General features: G+C 31.1%; 19 protein-coding genes and 1 pseudogene. 18 read left to right on the top strand and 2 right to left on the bottom strand.

What is annotated here, in order from left to right; translation table 11 throughout:
- The first annotated feature begins 23 nt into the window (after nucleotides 1-23).
- From ACKI5C_RS10135 to ACKI5C_RS10105, 7 genes are all read left to right on the top strand, one after another.
- Nucleotides 24-545: a FumA C-terminus/TtdB family hydratase beta subunit gene (locus ACKI5C_RS10135; protein ID WP_407433000.1), complete on the top strand. Its 522-nt coding sequence runs from the start codon at nucleotides 24-26 to the stop codon at nucleotides 543-545.
- A gap of 199 nt (nucleotides 546-744) precedes the next feature.
- Nucleotides 745-1743, top strand: coding sequence for an SIS domain-containing protein (locus ACKI5C_RS10130; RefSeq protein ID WP_407432999.1), 999 nt, complete (start codon nucleotides 745-747; stop codon nucleotides 1741-1743).
- 8 nt (nucleotides 1744-1751) lie between these two features.
- Nucleotides 1752-3134 (top strand): glycogen synthase, encoded by a 1383-nt coding sequence (locus ACKI5C_RS10125; protein WP_407432998.1) that lies wholly within the window; start codon nucleotides 1752-1754, stop codon nucleotides 3132-3134.
- Between the two features lie 2 nt (nucleotides 3135-3136).
- Nucleotides 3137-4225: a sugar phosphate nucleotidyltransferase gene (locus tag ACKI5C_RS10120; RefSeq protein WP_407432997.1), complete on the top strand. Its 1089-nt coding sequence runs from the start codon at nucleotides 3137-3139 to the stop codon at nucleotides 4223-4225.
- 20 nt (nucleotides 4226-4245) lie between these two features.
- On the top strand, nucleotides 4246-5646 hold the full coding sequence (locus tag ACKI5C_RS10115; RefSeq protein ID WP_407432996.1) for a glycogen synthase: 1401 nt from the start codon (nucleotides 4246-4248) through the stop codon (nucleotides 5644-5646).
- A 113-nt stretch (nucleotides 5647-5759) separates the two neighbouring features.
- Complete coding sequence (locus tag ACKI5C_RS10110) at nucleotides 5760-6089, top strand: hypothetical protein (protein ID WP_407432995.1); 330 nt, start codon at nucleotides 5760-5762, stop codon at nucleotides 6087-6089.
- On the top strand, nucleotides 6090-7244 hold the full coding sequence (locus tag ACKI5C_RS10105; RefSeq protein ID WP_407432994.1) for a TIGR03576 family pyridoxal phosphate-dependent enzyme: 1155 nt from the start codon (nucleotides 6090-6092) through the stop codon (nucleotides 7242-7244). It abuts the gene before it with no gap.
- On the opposite strand, the gene ACKI5C_RS10100 is transcribed toward ACKI5C_RS10105, so the two are convergent.
- Entirely contained in the window at nucleotides 7234-8151 is a 918-nt protein-coding gene (locus tag ACKI5C_RS10100) for a biotin--[acetyl-CoA-carboxylase] ligase (RefSeq protein WP_407432993.1), read from the bottom strand. The two genes, ACKI5C_RS10105 and ACKI5C_RS10100, sit on opposite strands and share 11 nt — an antisense overlap.
- 14 nt (nucleotides 8152-8165) lie before the next feature.
- Complete coding sequence (locus ACKI5C_RS10095) at nucleotides 8166-9656, bottom strand: acetyl-CoA carboxylase biotin carboxylase subunit (RefSeq protein WP_407432992.1); 1491 nt, start codon at nucleotides 9654-9656, stop codon at nucleotides 8166-8168.
- A 71-nt stretch (nucleotides 9657-9727) separates the two neighbouring features.
- On the opposite strand from ACKI5C_RS10095, the gene ACKI5C_RS10090 reads away from it, so the two are divergent.
- The 11 genes and pseudogenes from ACKI5C_RS10090 to ACKI5C_RS10040 form a co-directional block, all read left to right on the top strand.
- Entirely contained in the window at nucleotides 9728-10357 is a 630-nt protein-coding gene (locus tag ACKI5C_RS10090) for an METTL5 family protein (protein WP_407432991.1), read from the top strand.
- A 206-nt stretch (nucleotides 10358-10563) separates the two neighbouring features.
- Nucleotides 10564-11463 carry a cation diffusion facilitator family transporter gene (locus tag ACKI5C_RS10085; RefSeq protein WP_407432990.1) on the top strand — a complete coding sequence of 300 codons (900 nt, stop codon included), beginning with the start codon at nucleotides 10564-10566 and terminating at the stop codon, nucleotides 11461-11463.
- 475 nt (nucleotides 11464-11938) lie between these two features.
- Entirely contained in the window at nucleotides 11939-12766 is an 828-nt protein-coding gene (locus tag ACKI5C_RS10080) for a putative RNA uridine N3 methyltransferase (RefSeq protein ID WP_407433013.1), read from the top strand.
- Nucleotides 12767-13087: 321 nt separating this feature from the next.
- Nucleotides 13088-14098: a 50S ribosomal protein L3 gene (rpl3p, locus tag ACKI5C_RS10075; protein WP_296807799.1), complete on the top strand. Its 1011-nt coding sequence runs from the start codon at nucleotides 13088-13090 to the stop codon at nucleotides 14096-14098.
- 2 nt (nucleotides 14099-14100) lie between these two features.
- A complete protein-coding gene (gene rpl4p / locus ACKI5C_RS10070) occupies nucleotides 14101-14865 on the top strand; it encodes a 50S ribosomal protein L4 (RefSeq protein ID WP_407432989.1) in 765 nt (254 codons plus the stop codon).
- A gap of 24 nt (nucleotides 14866-14889) precedes the next feature.
- Nucleotides 14890-15150: a 50S ribosomal protein L23 gene (locus ACKI5C_RS10065; RefSeq protein WP_407432988.1), complete on the top strand. Its 261-nt coding sequence runs from the start codon at nucleotides 14890-14892 to the stop codon at nucleotides 15148-15150.
- Nucleotides 15151-15162: 12 nt separating this feature from the next.
- On the top strand, nucleotides 15163-15888 hold the full coding sequence (locus ACKI5C_RS10060) for a 50S ribosomal protein L2 (RefSeq protein ID WP_407432987.1): 726 nt from the start codon (nucleotides 15163-15165) through the stop codon (nucleotides 15886-15888).
- 15 nt (nucleotides 15889-15903) lie between these two features.
- Entirely contained in the window at nucleotides 15904-16314 is a 411-nt protein-coding gene (gene rpsS / locus ACKI5C_RS10055) for a 30S ribosomal protein S19 (protein ID WP_149730855.1), read from the top strand.
- A 12-nt stretch (nucleotides 16315-16326) separates the two neighbouring features.
- Nucleotides 16327-16794: a 50S ribosomal protein L22 gene (locus ACKI5C_RS10050; protein ID WP_407432986.1), complete on the top strand. Its 468-nt coding sequence runs from the start codon at nucleotides 16327-16329 to the stop codon at nucleotides 16792-16794.
- Complete coding sequence (locus ACKI5C_RS10045; protein WP_407432985.1) at nucleotides 16794-17570, top strand: 30S ribosomal protein S3; 777 nt, start codon at nucleotides 16794-16796, stop codon at nucleotides 17568-17570. The genes ACKI5C_RS10050 and ACKI5C_RS10045 overlap by 1 nt, the downstream gene beginning before the upstream one ends.
- Before the next feature lie 35 nt (nucleotides 17571-17605).
- Nucleotides 17606-17718, top strand: a pseudogene (locus ACKI5C_RS10040) (50S ribosomal protein L29); the annotation flags it as partial.

Genomic DNA, 17718 nt, shown 5'->3' with positions numbered 1-17718 from the left:
ATATTTTGTTTAAAGGTGTATAAATGGAGAAAAAAATTAATGTACCGATTACCAATGAAAGTGTCGCTGATTTGAAAATTGGTGATGTTATTAGTTTAACCGGAAACATATTAACTGCAAGAGATCAAGCACATAAAAGAATTATCGAACAAGGCGCTCCAAGAGATATTGGTGGTGCAGCTATTTTTCATGCAGGTCCAATAATATCAAAGGATGGGGATGACTATAAAATGGTCGCTATTGGTCCAACCACTTCAATGCGTATGAATCCGTATCAGAGTGATGTAATTGCAATGGGTGCAAAAATTGTTATTGGAAAAGGAGGTATGGACGATACTGTCCGAGAAGCTTTGGTTGAAAATGAAGCAGTTTATGTGGTTGCAACTGGAGGCTGTGCTGCATTATATGTTGATGCTGTTGAAGAGATAGAAAGTGTCGACTGGTTGGATTTGGGAATGCCTGAAGCTATTTGGAATTTAAAAGTTAAAGACTTCGGCCCACTTATTGTAGCTATGGATAGTAAAGGTAATAGTTTATATGATTAATCCAACTACTTATAATTATTAAAATATATTAAACTTTTACAATATCACATATTTTTGTTTAAAAAATCATAATACAAATAGTTTTTATAAACTAGTTTAAAAGTATCCGATATAACAAAAATTAGAATGGGTTTGTCCCGTAATGAATTTTTTGGCATAACAAAAAAATATTTAATATAATTTTGATATATTTTATGTTATGAAGTACAAAATTTTAGATGAAATTTTAGAACAACCCGAAGTTTTAAAAAAAACAATTGATTCTGAACTAAAATTAATGGATGATGTATCTGAGTTAGTAAAAAATGCTGATAAAATTTATTTAATAGGCAGCGGATCTTCTATTTCTTCCTGTTATTCAATAATGGATGCAATGAAAATATATTCTACTGTTAATGTTCAGTCTTATTTGGGTTATGAGTTTTCTTATGATAAAAAGTTAACTAATAATGAAAATTCAATAGCTATTTTTGCTTCACAATCTGGTGAAACTGAAGATACTATTGCAGCATTGAAAAAAGCAAAAGAATATAATATAAAAACTGTTGCAATTTGTAATGAACCTGAAAGTACCATTGCTAAAACAGCAGATATTTCTGTTATTACAAGATGTGGACACGAAATTGGAATTCTTGGAACAAAAACCCATTTAACCCAATTATTCTGTCAGTATTATATTTTATTTAAATCATTAGGACATGATGAAATTATAAAAGAACTTTTAACTCTTCCAGATATTTTAAAAGATTTAATTGAAAAAACTCATGATGAGTATAAACAATTGGCCAAGAAATATAAGGATGAAACAATGTTTTATTGTTTAGGTGCAGGGCCTAATTACGGATTAGCATATAAAACTTCCATGACTATATTTATGGAGGGTTCTAATATTGATTCCTGCCCATTATATTCTTCAGAATTTAGACATGGCTTAATTGAAAGGGTCGATGAGAATACCTCTCTTATTTTTCTAGATGCTGATTGTGATGGGGATGTTATTACTAAAAAATCTATTAAATTTTGCCAATCTATTAATGCTAATTGTATTATCTTGAATTTAGATGATTTTGCCGATGTTGATAAAATTCTCGCACCATTCATTCTTTTAATTCCTTTAGAATGGTTCGGATGTTATTTGGCTCATTATAAAAATATTGATCCTGGTGTTGCAAGACATATTGGAATTTTACCATATTAGGTGATATGATGGAAATTCTAATTTCTACATTAGAAGCTGAAGGTTTTTTTAAGATTGGCGGCATAGGGGATTATGTTTCGGGCCTATCTAAAGTGTTAAGTAATGAAGATAATTTTAATGTAAAAGTTATAATGCCAAAATTTAAAAGCATTGATGATGAAAACCTTGAATTTTTAACCAGTATTCATATTGGGGATAATTCTAAGTATTCGGATGAATTAGTTAATTTTAATCTTTATAAAAGTAAATTGGGAAATGTTGATTTCTTTTTTATTGATAACGAGCATTATTTTAGTGATGAGGATGCTTATGTTGGTGAAAGTGTCTATTTGAGGTTTGTTTTCTTTTCAAGAGCTATTGTTGAAACTATCAAACATTTGAATTGGAATATCGATGTGATACATTTAAATGATAAGCCAGATGGTCTTTTACCACTAATATGTAAGGCAAATCTTTCCAAGGTACCAAAATTTATTTTAACGATTCATTCTGTTTATTATCCAGGTCATTTTAAAATTAAAAATGATGACATGGTTTTATTTAACTATTATCTGGGCTTTAAATGGGAAGAAAATTCTGTATGTTTTTTAAAAGAATCAATTATAAATTCAAATAAACTTGTAACTGTTGGCATTTCAAATGCTGAAGATATTCAAACTCCTGAAAAAGGTTTTTATTTGGATAAATATATTATTGAAAATGGAGGTGTTACTGGTATTTTAAACGGTATAAATTATGATTTATATCCTAGATTTGATGATTTTGATGAATTTTTAGAAAATAAAAGAAAAGCTAAATTAACTCTTCAAAAGAAATTTAATTTAGAAATTGGAGAAGATATTCCGTTATTCATGTTTTGCGGACGTTTATCAGGAAAACAAAAAGGTTGTCATTATTTATTAGGTATTATGGATTATTTAATGGAAAATAATTGCCAATTTATTTTATTGGGTGACGGTCCGAAGTACCGCCAGGAATTTAGGCAATGTTCAAATGATTATCCTAATTTCATTGCATGTATTGAACATAATGAAGATTTGGCCCAACAACTTTACGAAGCATCAGATATTTTATTAATGCCTTCTTTATGTGAACCTAATGGTCTTAGCCAAATAATTTCAATGTATTATGGAACGGTTCCTATTGTTCATAATGTAGGCGGACTTAAGGATACTGTTATTGATTTTTCCAAATATCCTGATGGAAATGGTTTTAAATTTTATAATTATGAACTTGAAGACTTTTTAAGTGCCGTTAATAAATCATTGGAAACCTTTATTAATAAAGAAAAATGGACTCAAGTTGTAAAAAATTGTTATAATGAAGATTATAGCTGGGAAAAAATGGCAAAGCCTTATATAGAAATTTATAATAACTTAATTGAGGGATAAAAATGGTAGATATGAATAAACTATTCTGTTTTTTATTAGCTGGTGGTAAAGGTACCAGATTGAAACCTTTAACAAATAAACAATCTAAAGCAATGGTAAATATTTGTTCTTCTTATCATCTAATTGATTTTGCTTTAGCTAGTTCTTATATTGCGAATATTGATAATTTAGGTGTAATAACACAATATGCTCAAGATTCATTGATTGATTATCTTATTGATTGGAAGACATTTATAAATTATAAACTAAAGATATTGCCTCCTAAAGCTTCATTTTTATATGATGATGTTAAATATTTTGATACTGCACAATCAGTTTTCGTTAATGCTGGTGTAACTGATGATTTTGAAGACATAATGATTGTTCACTGTGATCATGTTTACTCTGGCGATTATGAAAATTTTTATAAAAAACATTTGGAATACGATTCCGATTTAACAGTATATGTGCGTGAAATACCTATTGAAGAAGCAAGCAGATTCGGTATTTTCACTGTTGATGAAAATAATAAGGTCATTGATTTTGAAGAAAAACCAGAAAATCCTAAATCTAATTTAATTTCTATGGGTATTTATATTTATAAGAAAGAATCTTTATTAAATGCTTTAAAATATTTTGATGAGAATAATCACAAAGCAATTAGTTTCAGTAAGGATATTGTTCCTTATTTTGTAAGAAATCTCTCAGTAAATATCGTTAAATTTGATGACTTTTGGGAGGATGTTGGAACTATAGATTCTTTATGGAAACTAAATATGATGGCTCTTGATAAAGGAAAAGATTTCTTTGATATTTTAGATTTTAAAAATTCAAATATTTTTACTAAAAAAATAAAATTAAAACCATCTGTAATGAATTCTGCTACATTTACAAAATCTTTCTGTGGTTTTAACAATAAAATTAATGGTGTTATAGAGCATTCAGTTTTAGGCAATAATATTACTATTGAAGAGGGGGCTCGTGTAATAAACTCTGTTATTTTCGATTCTTGTGTGATTAAAAAAGGGGTTACTGTCAAAAACGCAATGATTTCAGAAAAACAAATTGTTGAAAATGATTTTGGATTAGATGATACTGTTTCCACATTATGAATATTTAATGGGTAGTTAATATGCATTTAATTATAGGTTCTACTGAATATGAGGGTCTTTTTAAAAATGGCGGTTTGGGAGATGCAATGTTCGGTCTTGCAAACGCATTTGCTAAAAGAGATGGTTTTGAAATTAGCATTATTCTGCCCAACTATAAAAAATTAAATGATGATGGTTTTAAAGAGATAGGTGAATTTGAAATTAAAAACAAAGACATGACAATTAATGTAGACAGTAACAAACTCCAAGGAAAATTTTTATATAAAAAATTAAGAGGAGTAAATGTTTATTTAATTGAAAATGATTATTATTTCTACAGGGATACTATCCATAATCATGATGATGAAGTTGTAAGATGGGCATTTTTCTGCCGGGCAATATATGAACTCATTATTCAAAAATCTTTAAATCCTGATATAGTTCAAACAAACGATTATCATGAGGGATTTGTCACATCAATATGTAAAGCAAATGAAAATGATTTAAATTGCAAGTATGTTGTATCTATTCACAATGCATTCTTCCGTAATATTTATAAATTCAGTAAAGATAATCCTAAAGATTTATTTGAATATTATCTTGGATTCGAATGGAAAGGCGATGAAGTAGACATGCTAGAGTGTTCGGTTTCAACTGCAGATTATGTGTTAACTGTTAGTCCGGACTATGCTGAGTCAATTAAAGATCCTAATTCTACTATTGCTGCTGGTTTACAGGATTTATATCGTGAAAAAAATGTTATTGGTTTTTTAAATGGTTTGGATACAAGCATATATAATAGATATTCTGATAATTTCAATTCATTTTTAATGGTTAAAGAAAAATCAAAACTGGAATTGCAAAAAAAATTAAATTTAAAAGTTGATAAAGACATTCCATTATTTTCATATATTTGCAGATTAGGTGATCAGAAAGGTTCTCCTATCATTTATGATAATCTTGAAGAGATTGTAAGCGATGGACAATTTGTTTTATTGGGTATAGGTACTGAAGAATGTAACATAAAATTTGGTGAATTAAATGGTAAATTAGATAATTATGTTGCCTGTATAGATTTTGATACAGAATTTGCTAAAGAAATTTATTTGGCTTCAGATTTCTTTTTAATGCCATCTTATTTTGAACCATGCGGTATAGCCCAATTAATTGCACTATATTATGCTACACTACCAATTGTAACAAATATTGGTGGTTTAAAAGATACTGTAAATGACTATAAATCAAATAATGGAAATGGATTTAAACTTAAAGATTATTCCAGTGAATCATTATGCGATACAATTAAAATTGCAAAAGATGTTTACTTTAATGATAAAGAACTATTGTTTAAATTAATGAATAATGCATATTGTTCAGATTATAGTTGGGATTATGCAATTGAAAATTATATTAACTTCTATAATAAAATTCTCAATGAATAATTTCTTATAGTTCAAAAAATAAATAACGCTTAATATAATTTTTTGACTATACTATTTATATATTAGAATTTTAAAAATAGTTATAACTAATTAAGTTGAGGAGTTTTTTTAAAATGTCCGACATAAATGAACTTGCTGAAAAAAGATTAAAATCAAGAATTAGAAAAATTAAAAAATGTAATAAAAGTGATGAAGAAAAAGAAAAATTCTTCTCTCAATTAGGAACTTCCTTTGAAATATTCTTCCCGCCAACTAAAAAAAGCGATACAGTTAGCGACAGTTTAATGATTTGGATTACTCCTGATGGTAAAGTTCTTGATGCCGAATACTCTTATGAAGAACCTGAAGAAGAACAGTATACTTCTATTCCGTTAACTGAAAAAGATTTAAAACCATTCCTTGAAGCTTTTGCCGATATGAAATTGGAATTGGATGATATCTAAATGATTATAAATAATTCTTTGGATGAAGTTAAAAAAAGGGAAAATGCACTGTCAATTATTAAAGATTGGGTTTTAAACAAATCCCGTGAATCATTATATGATTTAACAGGATTGGCTGGAGGATTTATTGCAACTCCTTCAGACATAAATCTTTTAGAAACATATGTCGGACCGGCTATTTTTGAAGAAGAACTTCAGAAAGTCGGAATTGAACATATGGGTGGTGAAAAGGTTCTTCCTTTAAATAGAACTTCTTCCGGAATACTTGCAACAGTATTGGCTCTTGTAAGTGAAAATACTAATGTTGTCCATTATTTGGCCGAATTACCTGCACATCCATCTATTCCAAGAAGCTGTGCATTAGTTAATGCTAATTATAGTGAAACAGATAATTTTGATGAATTCACAATACCTGAAAACACTTCTCTTGTTGTTATTACTGGTTCAACAATGGATCATAAAGTCATTGATTTAGATAATTTTAAAAAAGCTATTGAAATGGCTCATGAAAAAGATATTCCGGTAATGGTTGATGATGCTTCCGGAGCAAGACTTCGTACTGTAGTTTTCAATCAGCCTAAGGCATGTGACTTGGGCGCTGACATTGCAATAACCAGTACAGATAAATTAATGCCTGGTCCAAGAGGAGGATTAATGGCGGGCCGTAAAGAATTGATTGATGAAATAAAGGTTAAAGTTAATCAATTTGGTCTTGAAGCTCAACCTCCGGCTGTACTTGCAATGTTAAATGGTATAAAGAATTTTAATGGAGATAATTTAATTAAAAGTTTTTCCAGAAAGGATGAACTTTTGGATTTATTGAATCAAAATTTTGATAACTTCAAAGCTACACCTACTGGTGTAATGATTACTCCAAGCGATTTGGCCAGTGAACTTAAAGTATCTCATAAATTATCCGATAATGATGTGGCTTTTGTATTTTCTTTCATTTTATTAAAAGAGCATGGGATAATTACAATTCCGCCGGTTTCAATGCCTGGCGCATCAGCTACAATAAGATTTGATTTATCAACAAGTGATGCTTTTAAGTTAGATTTAGTTGAATTAAATAAAAAAATAGTATCTTCATTTAATAACCTTGAAAAATTAGTTATTAATGAAGATAAATGTAAGGAGATTGTGTTTACTTTTTAATTAAACATTCTCCAGATATTACTTTTTCTAAGGTTCCATCAATTTTTTCAACAACTAGGGCCCCTTCTCTGCTTATGCCCAAAACATAAGCGTCATAAGATTTATTAAATGGCTCTTTTATTTCTGCGATTTTTCCAATGGAATATGAGTATTTTCTCCATTCCTTAAGTATTTGTTCAAATCCGCCTTCATTGAATATTTTACCTATCTTTTCAAATTCCTCAAAGAAAATTTTAATTATTTCATTTTCATTCACTTTATGTCCTAATTGAATATCTAATGTTGTAGTGCCGTCACGTAATTCTTCGGAAAGTGAGTCCACATCGAAATTAGCATCGATTCCAACACCGATAATCACATTTTCAATAATATTGAATTTGGTAATTGCTTCGGTTAATATTCCGCAGACTTTTTTACCATTAATCATTACATCATTAGGCCATTTGATTTCAGCATTGTTGATTCCAATTTTTTCAAGGGTTTTTACAACAACTACACCAGTTGCCAGGGTTATCATTGGAATTTTGGAGTGATCTACTTGTGGATTTACAATAAGAGATAACCAGATTCCACCTAATGGGGATTCCCAAGCTTTTCCTTGTCTTCCTTTTGCATTGCTTTGCTTTTCAGATATGACAACTGTTCCACTAGATACACCATTTTCGGATAAGAATTTAGCTACAGTATTTGTAGACATTACTTCTTTGAATATGTATAATTCTTGTCCAATCATATTGGTGTTTAAATCTTTTAAAATTTCATCTCTTTTTAGATAATCTGTTTCTTGTTGCCCTACTTCTTTTATTATGTCTGCAAAATCGTTAATTCCAACTTCACGGATTTCATTAATTGTTTCTTCAGAAAATCTTTCTTCTTTTTTTAATATGTTGATTACTTCATTTTGCATATTATCCCCATCAATTATTTTTTATTCATTTGGCTCATAGCAGCATTTTGATAAGTACCAACAGCCGCTGAAATCGCAGCTATTTTTTTACCAGGCATAAATGTTGATTTAAGTCTATTTACATATTCTAAATCTTCAGCTATTACATTGTCCATTTCTTTTTCAATACCTTTCTTATAGGTATCAATGAAGTGAGTATTTAAATCTCCTTTAATGAAGTTTGGATTTCTTAATACTGCTTTGTGGAATGGAATTGTAGTCTTTACACCTAATATGATATATTCGCTTAATGCTCTTTTCATTCTGTTGATTGCATCTTCACGGTTTCTACCATAGGTAATTAATTTTGATATCATTGAATCATAGAAAGTTGGAATTGTATAATTCATGTAAACTCCACTGTCTAAACGTACACCAGGCCCTCCAGGTGACCTGTAACCTGTAATTTTACCAGGGTTTGGTGAAAAGTCATTAAGTGGATCTTCTGCATTAATACGACATTCGATTGCATGACCATTTACCTGAATATCATTTTGACTATAGCTTAATTCTTCGCCTGCTGCAATTTTGATTTGCTCTTTGATTAAATCAGTGTTTGTAACAAGTTCGGTAATTGGATGTTCTACTTGAATACGGGTATTCATCTCTAAGAAATAGTAGTTTCCATTGTCGTATAGGAATTCAACAGTACCTGCACTTGTATATCCTATATATTCTGCAGCTTTAACAGCACTTCCACCCATTTGTTCTCTCAATTCATCAGTCATGATTGGAGAAGGTGCTTCTTCAAGCAATTTCTGGTGTCTTCTTTGAATTGAACATTCTCTGTCTGCTACGTGAATGACATTTCCATGCTCATCAGCTAAAAGCTGGAATTCAATGTGTCTTGGTTTTTCAAGATATTTTTCTATAAATACTGTAGAATCACCAAAGTTTGTAGCTGCAACAGATTGTGTGGATTCAATTGCACGTACAAGTTCTTCTTCTTCATAAACTGCACGCATACCAATACCTCCACCACCAGCGGAAGCTTTAACGATTACAGGATAACCTATTTGGCTTGCGATTTCTTTTGCTTCTTCAATATCACTTACACCTTCAGGAGTTCCTTCAATAACTGGTACTCCAGCTTTTTTCATTAAAGCTTTTGATGTGATTTTATCTCCCATTTCGTGGATAACTTTTCCACTAGGTCCGATAAGTTTTATTCCGTTTTTTTCACATTCTTCTCCAAATTTAGGATTTTCTGCTAAAAATCCATATCCTGGGTGAATTGCATCTGCACCGGATTCAAGTGCAATATTAATTATTTTTTCAATATTCAAATAAGATTTAGCAGGGGAAGGGTTACCTAAAGGAAAACTTTCATCTGCATAATTTGTATAAAGAGAAGTTTTATCTGCATCAGAGTAAACAGACACGGTTTTAATATCAAGCTCACGACAAGCCCGCATTACTCTAATAGCTATTTCTCCTCTGTTTGCAATTAATACTTTTTCAAACATTTGAAACCTCAAAGTAATTTTTTTAGTATATCATAATTATATAAAATATAATAATTAAATATATTGATTAGATGAAAAAAATTACTCGAAAAAAACATTTAGAAATGAGACTTCAATCCATTCCCCCTCATCCTAAACCCAAAGTGAATCTTGAACAGTATACTACCCCTTCAATTATTGCTGCGGACTTGGTGTGGAATGCATTTTCTTTAGGTGATATTGAAGAAAAAAATATTTTCGATTTGGGATGTGGTACTGGAGTGTTTGCAATAGCTTCATTGCTTATGGGTGCAGATTTGGCTGTTGGTGTAGATATTGATGAAGATTCTATAAAGTTGGCCAGAGAAGTTTCAGCAAATTTAAATCTTGACAATGCAAAATTCATTCAAAGTGACATTTGTGATTTTAATTGTGAGTTGGATGCAGATACTGTTTTTCAAAATCCTCCCTTCGGATCACAGAAAAAAGCGGACGCCGGTCAGGATTTAAAATTTGTAAAAAAAGCTTTTGATTTAAACTGCAGTGTTTTATATTCTTTTCATATGGCATCAACTGAAGAGTTTTTGATTAATTACTATGGTGTGAATAATTTTGAGATTACTCATATTTTCCGGTATGATTTTCCAATTCCTAAACTCTATGATTTCCATACAAAAGATAATCAAAATGTTGATGTGATTGTCATTAGAGCAGAAATGTAATCATTTAATATTTAATATTTCTTTTTTTTTCAAATCATTTTTATTCGTGTTTAATTTTTAAAACTTTATTAATGATTGGACATATATTTCATATTGGATTATATTATTTTAGTAATAGTATATCAAATTCCAATGCACTTCAACGCATTCTTTTGAATATATTATTAATAGTATCAAATTAATATAATTTATTTTGGAGATTTTTTATGGAAACTGATCGTGATAAAGCTGGAAAAAAGGCATCACTGGTAGCTATTGGTTCAAATTGTTTATTGACAATATTGAATATTGCTGTCGGGTTGATGGGTGGAAGTTATGCGCTGGTCGCTGAAGGATTGCATACCTTTACAGACGTTGTAACTTCCATTATTGCATATATTGGCTTTAAGATAAGTCAAAGACCTGCTGATGAGATGTTTCCTGAAGGTTATGGTCGTGCTGAAGGATTAGCCGGACTTGTCATTGTGATTTTTTTAGCGTTTATAAGCTTTGAAATCATGGACATGGCATATCATAAACTTCAAGATCCGGGTTCTATTGTAGTGCCGGATAATTATGTCATAATAATGGCTATTTTAGGAATATTTATTAATTTTATTATTAGTAGGTATATTATTAAAATGGGAAAGGAAATTAACAGTCCTGCTATTGAGGCTGATGGACATCATCAAAGAACAGATATATATACTTCTATTGCTATTTTAATTGGTGTTATTGTATCAAAAGCGGGTTTTCCAATTCTAGATCCGATTATAGGTTTTGTTATTGGATTATTGATTTTAAAAACAGCATATGTTATTGGTAAAAAAAATATCTTGCATATTATGGGTTTTGTGCCGGTAGATACTGGAATCATTACAAGAATTAAAAAGATAGTTGATGATTCTTCTTATGCAAGCAATGCACATAACATTAAAATTGATAATTTCTCATCATATCTGATTGTTACTATGCATGTACATATGGATGCCGATTTAACCGTTGAGGAAGCATATAAACTTTCACTTAAAGTTGAAAAAGAAATTTTACAAATACCTGAAATTAAGAATGTTTCAGTAAAACCTTGTCCGGTTAAGAAGGATCATGTTGTTGACCGCAAGGGGTAATTTTAGATATTCTTTTTTTTTTAATTTTTGTCTTTTTAAGTATAGTATATTCAAATCAGACTTCACATGTTGGGTATCAAAGCTTAAACTAAAAATTTTTTGAAAAAGAAATATATTTAATAATAAATAATATAAAAAGTCTATTATCCGCAATAAAAAGAAAATTTGATGAAATAAATAAAAGTAAACATGTATGTTTGAAAAATAAAGAAATAAGACTCAAAGCTTTTGTTATAATATCATAAAATTCATCAAATTTTTATAAATTATTTCATTATAATCTCAAAAACAATACCTTTATATAGTAGTTGGTATATACTTTATATTAATATATTCTCTGAGTATAAAAAAGTTGGTAGCATAAAAAGAGCTACAGGTATTATAATTGATATAATACTTTAAATGTGTAAATCTATTTTAGTGAAGCTAAAATGTAGGGTAATCTTTATATAGTTATATATTTATATTATATATGATGTATAAAGATGAGCTATCTATATTTATTCCAAATTCGTTTCTTTCTGAGTCTAAAGATCTCAAAATTCGTACTTACAAAGTAGGGATTTTAGGTAGAGCTTTAGCCGTGTTTCAAGCAGATAATGTGGTTATTTACAATGATGACCATATGAAAAATGAAGATGGAGAAAGTGATGGGGCCTTTATGGCTGAAGTTTTAAGTTTTATGGATACGCCTCAATACTTGAGGAAACAAGCTTTTCCAATAAAAAAAGAACTTAAACATGTAGGTATTCTCCCTCCACTAAGAACTCCACATCATCCTTTGAAAGGTCAACCTGACGTCGGTGATTATAGACAAGGTTTTACTGTTAAACGAAACAAAAAAGGAACTTTCGTTGATATAGGTATGGATAAACTTGCATTCTGCAAAGAGCAACTTACTGTTAAAGAAATATATGACTTTAAGATTGCTAAAATAGCTAAGAAAGAAGTAATAGTCACACCTGATAAACCAGATGACATTTACTGGGGATATAATGTAATATCCTCTAATAAGAGTCTTAAAAATAGCTTAAAATTAATTAAACCTAATCTTGTAATTGAAACTACAAGATATGGAGATTATATTGATTCTATTTTTGATGAATTAAAGCATAAAGTAGAAGAATCTAAAAGTATTGCTATTTTATTTGGTGGCCCTTATTCTTCAATTCAAGAAGATGTTTCAAATCCTAACTGGGATTTAATTAAATTAAATACGATTCCTAATCAGGGTACTGAAACTGTGAGAACTGAAGAGGCAGTTGTCGCTACGCTTTCTTTATTCAACTTTATGAAATATTAATTCACTTTGTTTATTAGTTTTTACACTGCTAATAGATTACTTGCTCAACTTTTTATACATTGATATTTTTGGGACTCGCCAAAAATAACTTAGCGCAGAATAATTTATACATTAAATAAATTCTTTATTGTGCTTCAAATAAATTTTAGCTCATATAGAATATATTGCAATAATATTTATCTAGTTGTAATCAATTTTACAGCTATTTATTATTTCGATGAAATTATTTAAAAGTAATTTTATCAAAAATAGCTTTTCCGGCTATTAAAAAATTTGAATATAATTAAAATAAAGGAAAATATATATTAAGGAGGTTAATGAATGGTAAGACATCACCAGCCAAGAAAAGGGTCTGTTGCTTATAGTCCAAGAAAAAGAGTAGCAAAAGAAACCCCTAGAGTAAAAGCTTGGCCGCAAAATGATGAACCAAAATTACTAGGCCTCGCAGGGTATAAAGTCGGTATGACTCATGCTTTAGTCACTGACAATGATAAAAACTCCCCAACCAACGGTATGGAAGTTTTCACTCCAGTTACTGTTTTGGAAGTCCCTCCGGTCGTAGTAATGGGTATTAGAGCATACGAAAAAACTTCTCGTGGATTGAAAGTAATCACCGAAGTACTTGCAGATAATTTGGATAACGAACTCTCTAGGAAAATTTCACTTCCTAAAGAATACAATAAATCTGAAGCTATTGCAAAAATACAAGGTGTTTTAGATCGCACAGAAGATATTAAAGTCTTAGTACACACCAATCCAAAAGTAACTAGCGTACCTAAGAAAAAACCAGATATATTTGAATGTGGTATCGGAGGCGCAAACGCTGAAGAAAAATTAAATACTGCTTTAGAATTATTAGGTAATGAAGTAAAAGCTAGTGACATCTTAAATGAAGGTCAATTTGTTGATGCAATCGCAACTACAAAAGGAAAAGGATTCCAGGGTGTAGTTAAAAGATGGAATATTAGAATTCAATATGGTAAAGCTACTAGAAGTGGTAAAGGAAGACACGTTGGTTCAATTGGTCCTTGGACTCCAAGAAGAACTATGTGGACTGTAGCACAAGCAGGTCAAATGGGATACCATAAAAGAACTGAATTCAATAAAAAAATATTAAAAATTGCATCTGCTGATGAAGTTGATCAAATCAACCCGGATGGTGGATTCATTAAATATGGTCTTGTTAAAAATGATTATATTTTAATTAAAGGTTCTGTACCAGGACCATCCAAAAGATTAGTTATTTTAAGACAAGCAATTAGACCTAGTAAAAAATCTGAGGATATACCTCAAATCAACTACATAAGTACAAAATCTAAACAAGGGGTATAATCATGAAGGCTAATGTTTATTCTATTAATGGGGAAGTAAAAGAAGAAATTGAACTTCCTGCTATTTTTAATGAAGTATATAGGCCAGATTTAATCAAAAGAGCTGTTTTATCAGCACAATCTGCTAGAGTACAACCATGGGGTAATGACCCAATGGCAGGTAAAAGAACTTCAGCAAAAGGTTGGGGTTCCGGTAGAGGTACTGCTAGAGTTCCTAGGATTAAAAATGGTTCAAGAGCAGCTTTTGTACCAATGGCTATTGGTGGTAGACAAGCTCACCCAACAAGAGCTGAGAAAAATCATCACGAAAAAATCAACATAAAAGAAAGAAGATTTGCAATCAGATCTGCTGTCGCAGCAACCGCTGATAAAGAACTTGTTGAAAACAGAGGTCACAGAGTTGACGATTTAGAACAAGTACCTATCATTGTTGAAGACGAAATCTGTTCTGTAAAAACTACTAAACAAACTCGTGAAATCTTCCAAAGTTTAGGAGTTTATGATGATATTATTCGTGCAAAAGAAGGTAAAAGAATTAGAGCAGGTAGAGGTAAAACAAGAGGAAGAAAATACAAAAAAGTAAAAGGACCTCTTTTAGTCGTCGGTGAAGATGATGGTATCAGCTTAGGTGCAAGAAACCACGCTGGTGTAGACGTTGTAGTTGTTGAAAACTTAAACGCAGAATTATTAGCACCAGGTACTCACCCAGGAAGACTTACTATTTTCACTAAATCTGCTGTAGAAAAGTTAGGAGGTTTATTCCAATAATTTGCATAAATTAAGGTGATTAATATGGATTCATACTCAATTATTATTAAACCTCATGTTACTGAAAAAACCATGAACTTAATCGACGAAAATAATGAAATTGCTTTTGTCGTACTTCGTGGCGCTAACAAAGGCCAAATCAAAAGAGCTTTTGAAGACTTATACGAAGAAAAAGTTGAAAGAGTAAATACTCACATTACTCCTAAAGGTGAAAAAGTAGCATACATTAAACTTGTTGAAGAAGAAATGGCAGAAGAACTTGCTGTCAGAATAGGAGTATTCTAAGGAGGAATTTGAATGGGAAAACGATTAATACATCAAAGAAGAGGTAAAGGAACTCCTACTCATCGTGTTGCTTCTCATCGTTTTAAAGATAAAATTAGATACAGATCTTTCGATGCATTAGAAAAAGAAGGTAGTATTAAAGGTAAAGTCATTGATATTGTACATGACCCAGCAAGAACTGCCCCTATTGCAGAAGTCAAATTCGAAAATGGAGAAAAGAAATTTATCTTAGCACCTGAAAGCATTCAAGTTGATGATGAAATTGAATGTGGTATTTCTGCACCTATTAAATTTGGTAACACATTACCACTCGCCGAAATTCCTGAAGGTACTCCAATTTACGATATTGAAAATACTCCTGGAGACGGTGGACGTTTCGTAAGATCTTCTGGAACTTATGCTTCTTTAATTACTCACGATGCAAACCAAACTGTTGTTGAATTACCATCTGGTGAATTAAAATATTTAAACCCTAACTGTCGTGCTAGTGTCGGTGTCGTTGCTGGTGGAGGTAGAAAAGATAAACCTTACCTCAAAGCAGGTAAAAGATGGCATGCTCTTAAAGCTAAAGGTAAGAAATGTATGACTGTTAGAGGAGTAGCAATGAACGCAGTAGATCACCCTCACGGGGGAGGTAACAGACAACATCCTGGTCGTCCTACTACTATTTCAAGACATGCACCACCGGGAAGAAAAGTTGGTTCAATTGCAGCTAGAAGAACTGGATTAAAAAGATAGATAGAGGGTGTTTCATTGGCAAGAAAAGTATTTAAATATAAAGGTTATACTCTTGAAGAATTACAAGAAATGTCTTTAGAGGAAGTAATGAAATTATATCCTGCAAGACAAAGAAGATCTTTAAAGAGAGGATTCTTACCAAGACAACAAAAAGTTTTGGATAAAATGAGAAAATTGAATAAAGAAGGAACTAAAGATGGTCGTCCTGTTGTTGTAAGGACCCATTGTAGAGATATGATTGTTTTACCTGAAATGGTTGGAACCACTTTTGGTATTTATGATGGTCGTAACTTTGTAGAAGTAAAAATTACTCCTGAAATGTTAGGTCATTACTTTGGTGAATATGCACCAACTAGACAAAGAGTTCAACATGGGGACCCTGGTATGGGAGCTACAAGATCATCAATGTTTGTACCACTTAAATAAGGAGATTAGATCATGGCTAATAATAAATATGCTTATAATAAAGATGTTGACGAAGCAAAAACTGCACGTGCTATGGCAAAATCTCTCAAGATTTCCCCAAAACACTGTGTTGAAATTTGTAACGCAATTAGAGGAATGGAAGTAGCTAAAGCTAAAACTTATTTAGAAGATGTTATGGATATGAAAAAATCTGTTCCTTTCAAAAGACACAACAGAGGTGTCGGACACAGAAAAGGACAAGAAGGATGGGCTAGTGGTAGATACCCTGTAAAAGCAGCAGAACAAGTATTAAAAGTTTTAGAAAATGCTGAAGCTAATGCTGAATACAAAGGTATGGACACTGAAAAATTATTCATTGAACATATTTCAAGTCACAGAGGTATTGTTATCAGAGGTTACATCCCTAGAGCATTCGGTAGAATGACTCCTTTCAATACACCTACAACTCATATTCAAATAGTTTTACAGGAGGCTAACTAATGATAGAAAAAGATTTTGTCACAGAGGGCCTTAGAAGAACCAGGATTGACGAATACTTAGAAAAAGAACTTGAAAGAGCAGGATACGGTGGTATGGATGTTCAAATTACACCTTTAGGTACTATGGTTATCGTTTATGCTGAAAGACCTGGTATGGTTATTGGTAGAGGTGGTAAAAATGTTAGATCTATTACCAACACTCTTAAAAATGAATTTGGATTAGACAATCCTCAAATTGAAGTTAAAGAGGTTGCTGTTCCTGAACTTAACCCTAAAATCATGGCTTATAAAATAGCTAACATGTTACAAAGAGGTATGCACTTCAGAAGAGTTGCTTACTCAACCATTCGTAGAATTATGGGTGCAGGAGCTCAAGGTGTAGAAGTTACTATTTCTGGTAAAATCAGAGGTTCAAGATCTGCTGTAGCTAAATTCGTTGAAGGATACATTAAAAAATGTGGTGAACCTTCAATCAGATTAGTTGAAGAAGGTTTTGCAACCGTTCAATTAAAACCTGGTGTTTTAGGTATTTATGTAAGAATTATGCCTCCAGAAACTGTATTACCTGATTCCGTTGAAATTATTCCTCCAGCAAAAACAGCTGAAGAAGATGCTAGTGAAGAAGTTATTGAAGAAGAAGTAGATTCTGAAATTGAAGAAATCTTCGAAGAGGAAGAAGTCGTCGAAGAAATCGAAGACTTAGAGGAATTAGAAGAAGTTGTGGATGAAGTTGTCGAAGAAGAAGCTACTGAAGAAGTAGAAGAAGATGATAGTTAAATACTAAATTTAATTATCTTAAAAGAGTTGGAACAATGGCGATTTTAAGAAGTAAAGAAATTTGGGACATGGAAGTTGATGAGATTCAAGAAAAATTAGTTGAACTCAGAACTGAATTATCCAAAAATGTTTCTAAAAGTGCAGCTGC

The sequence above is a fragment of the Methanobrevibacter sp. genome (assembly GCF_045646045.1).
In the GTDB taxonomy this organism is placed as follows: domain Archaea; phylum Methanobacteriota; class Methanobacteria; order Methanobacteriales; family Methanobacteriaceae; genus Methanocatella.
This window is presented reverse-complemented; position numbering and strand designations above follow the sequence as displayed.

Excerpts from the sequence above, each read along its gene's own strand:
- ACKI5C_RS10135 (WP_407433000.1), top strand. The coding sequence starts at position 24 with ATGGAGAAAAAAATTAATGTACCGATTACCAATGAAAGTGTCGCTGAT.
- ACKI5C_RS10130 (WP_407432999.1), top strand. The coding sequence starts at position 745 with ATGAAGTACAAAATTTTAGATGAAATTTTAGAACAACCCGAAGTTTTA.
- ACKI5C_RS10125 (WP_407432998.1), top strand. The coding sequence starts at position 1,752 with ATGGAAATTCTAATTTCTACATTAGAAGCTGAAGGTTTTTTTAAGATT.
- ACKI5C_RS10120 (WP_407432997.1), top strand. The coding sequence starts at position 3,137 with ATGGTAGATATGAATAAACTATTCTGTTTTTTATTAGCTGGTGGTAAA.
- ACKI5C_RS10115 (WP_407432996.1), top strand. The coding sequence starts at position 4,246 with ATGCATTTAATTATAGGTTCTACTGAATATGAGGGTCTTTTTAAAAAT.
- ACKI5C_RS10110 (WP_407432995.1), top strand. The coding sequence starts at position 5,760 with ATGTCCGACATAAATGAACTTGCTGAAAAAAGATTAAAATCAAGAATT.
- ACKI5C_RS10105 (WP_407432994.1), top strand. The coding sequence starts at position 6,090 with ATGATTATAAATAATTCTTTGGATGAAGTTAAAAAAAGGGAAAATGCA.
- ACKI5C_RS10100 (WP_407432993.1), bottom strand. The coding sequence starts at position 8,151 with ATGCAAAATGAAGTAATCAACATATTAAAAAAAGAAGAAAGATTTTCT.
- ACKI5C_RS10095 (WP_407432992.1), bottom strand. The coding sequence starts at position 9,656 with ATGTTTGAAAAAGTATTAATTGCAAACAGAGGAGAAATAGCTATTAGA.
- ACKI5C_RS10090 (WP_407432991.1), top strand. The coding sequence starts at position 9,728 with ATGAAAAAAATTACTCGAAAAAAACATTTAGAAATGAGACTTCAATCC.
- ACKI5C_RS10085 (WP_407432990.1), top strand. The coding sequence starts at position 10,564 with ATGGAAACTGATCGTGATAAAGCTGGAAAAAAGGCATCACTGGTAGCT.
- ACKI5C_RS10080 (WP_407433013.1), top strand. The coding sequence starts at position 11,939 with ATGTATAAAGATGAGCTATCTATATTTATTCCAAATTCGTTTCTTTCT.
- rpl3p (WP_296807799.1), top strand. The coding sequence starts at position 13,088 with ATGGTAAGACATCACCAGCCAAGAAAAGGGTCTGTTGCTTATAGTCCA.
- rpl4p (WP_407432989.1), top strand. The coding sequence starts at position 14,101 with ATGAAGGCTAATGTTTATTCTATTAATGGGGAAGTAAAAGAAGAAATT.
- ACKI5C_RS10065 (WP_407432988.1), top strand. The coding sequence starts at position 14,890 with ATGGATTCATACTCAATTATTATTAAACCTCATGTTACTGAAAAAACC.
- ACKI5C_RS10060 (WP_407432987.1), top strand. The coding sequence starts at position 15,163 with ATGGGAAAACGATTAATACATCAAAGAAGAGGTAAAGGAACTCCTACT.
- ACKI5C_RS10050 (WP_407432986.1), top strand. The coding sequence starts at position 16,327 with ATGGCTAATAATAAATATGCTTATAATAAAGATGTTGACGAAGCAAAA.
- ACKI5C_RS10045 (WP_407432985.1), top strand. The coding sequence starts at position 16,794 with ATGATAGAAAAAGATTTTGTCACAGAGGGCCTTAGAAGAACCAGGATT.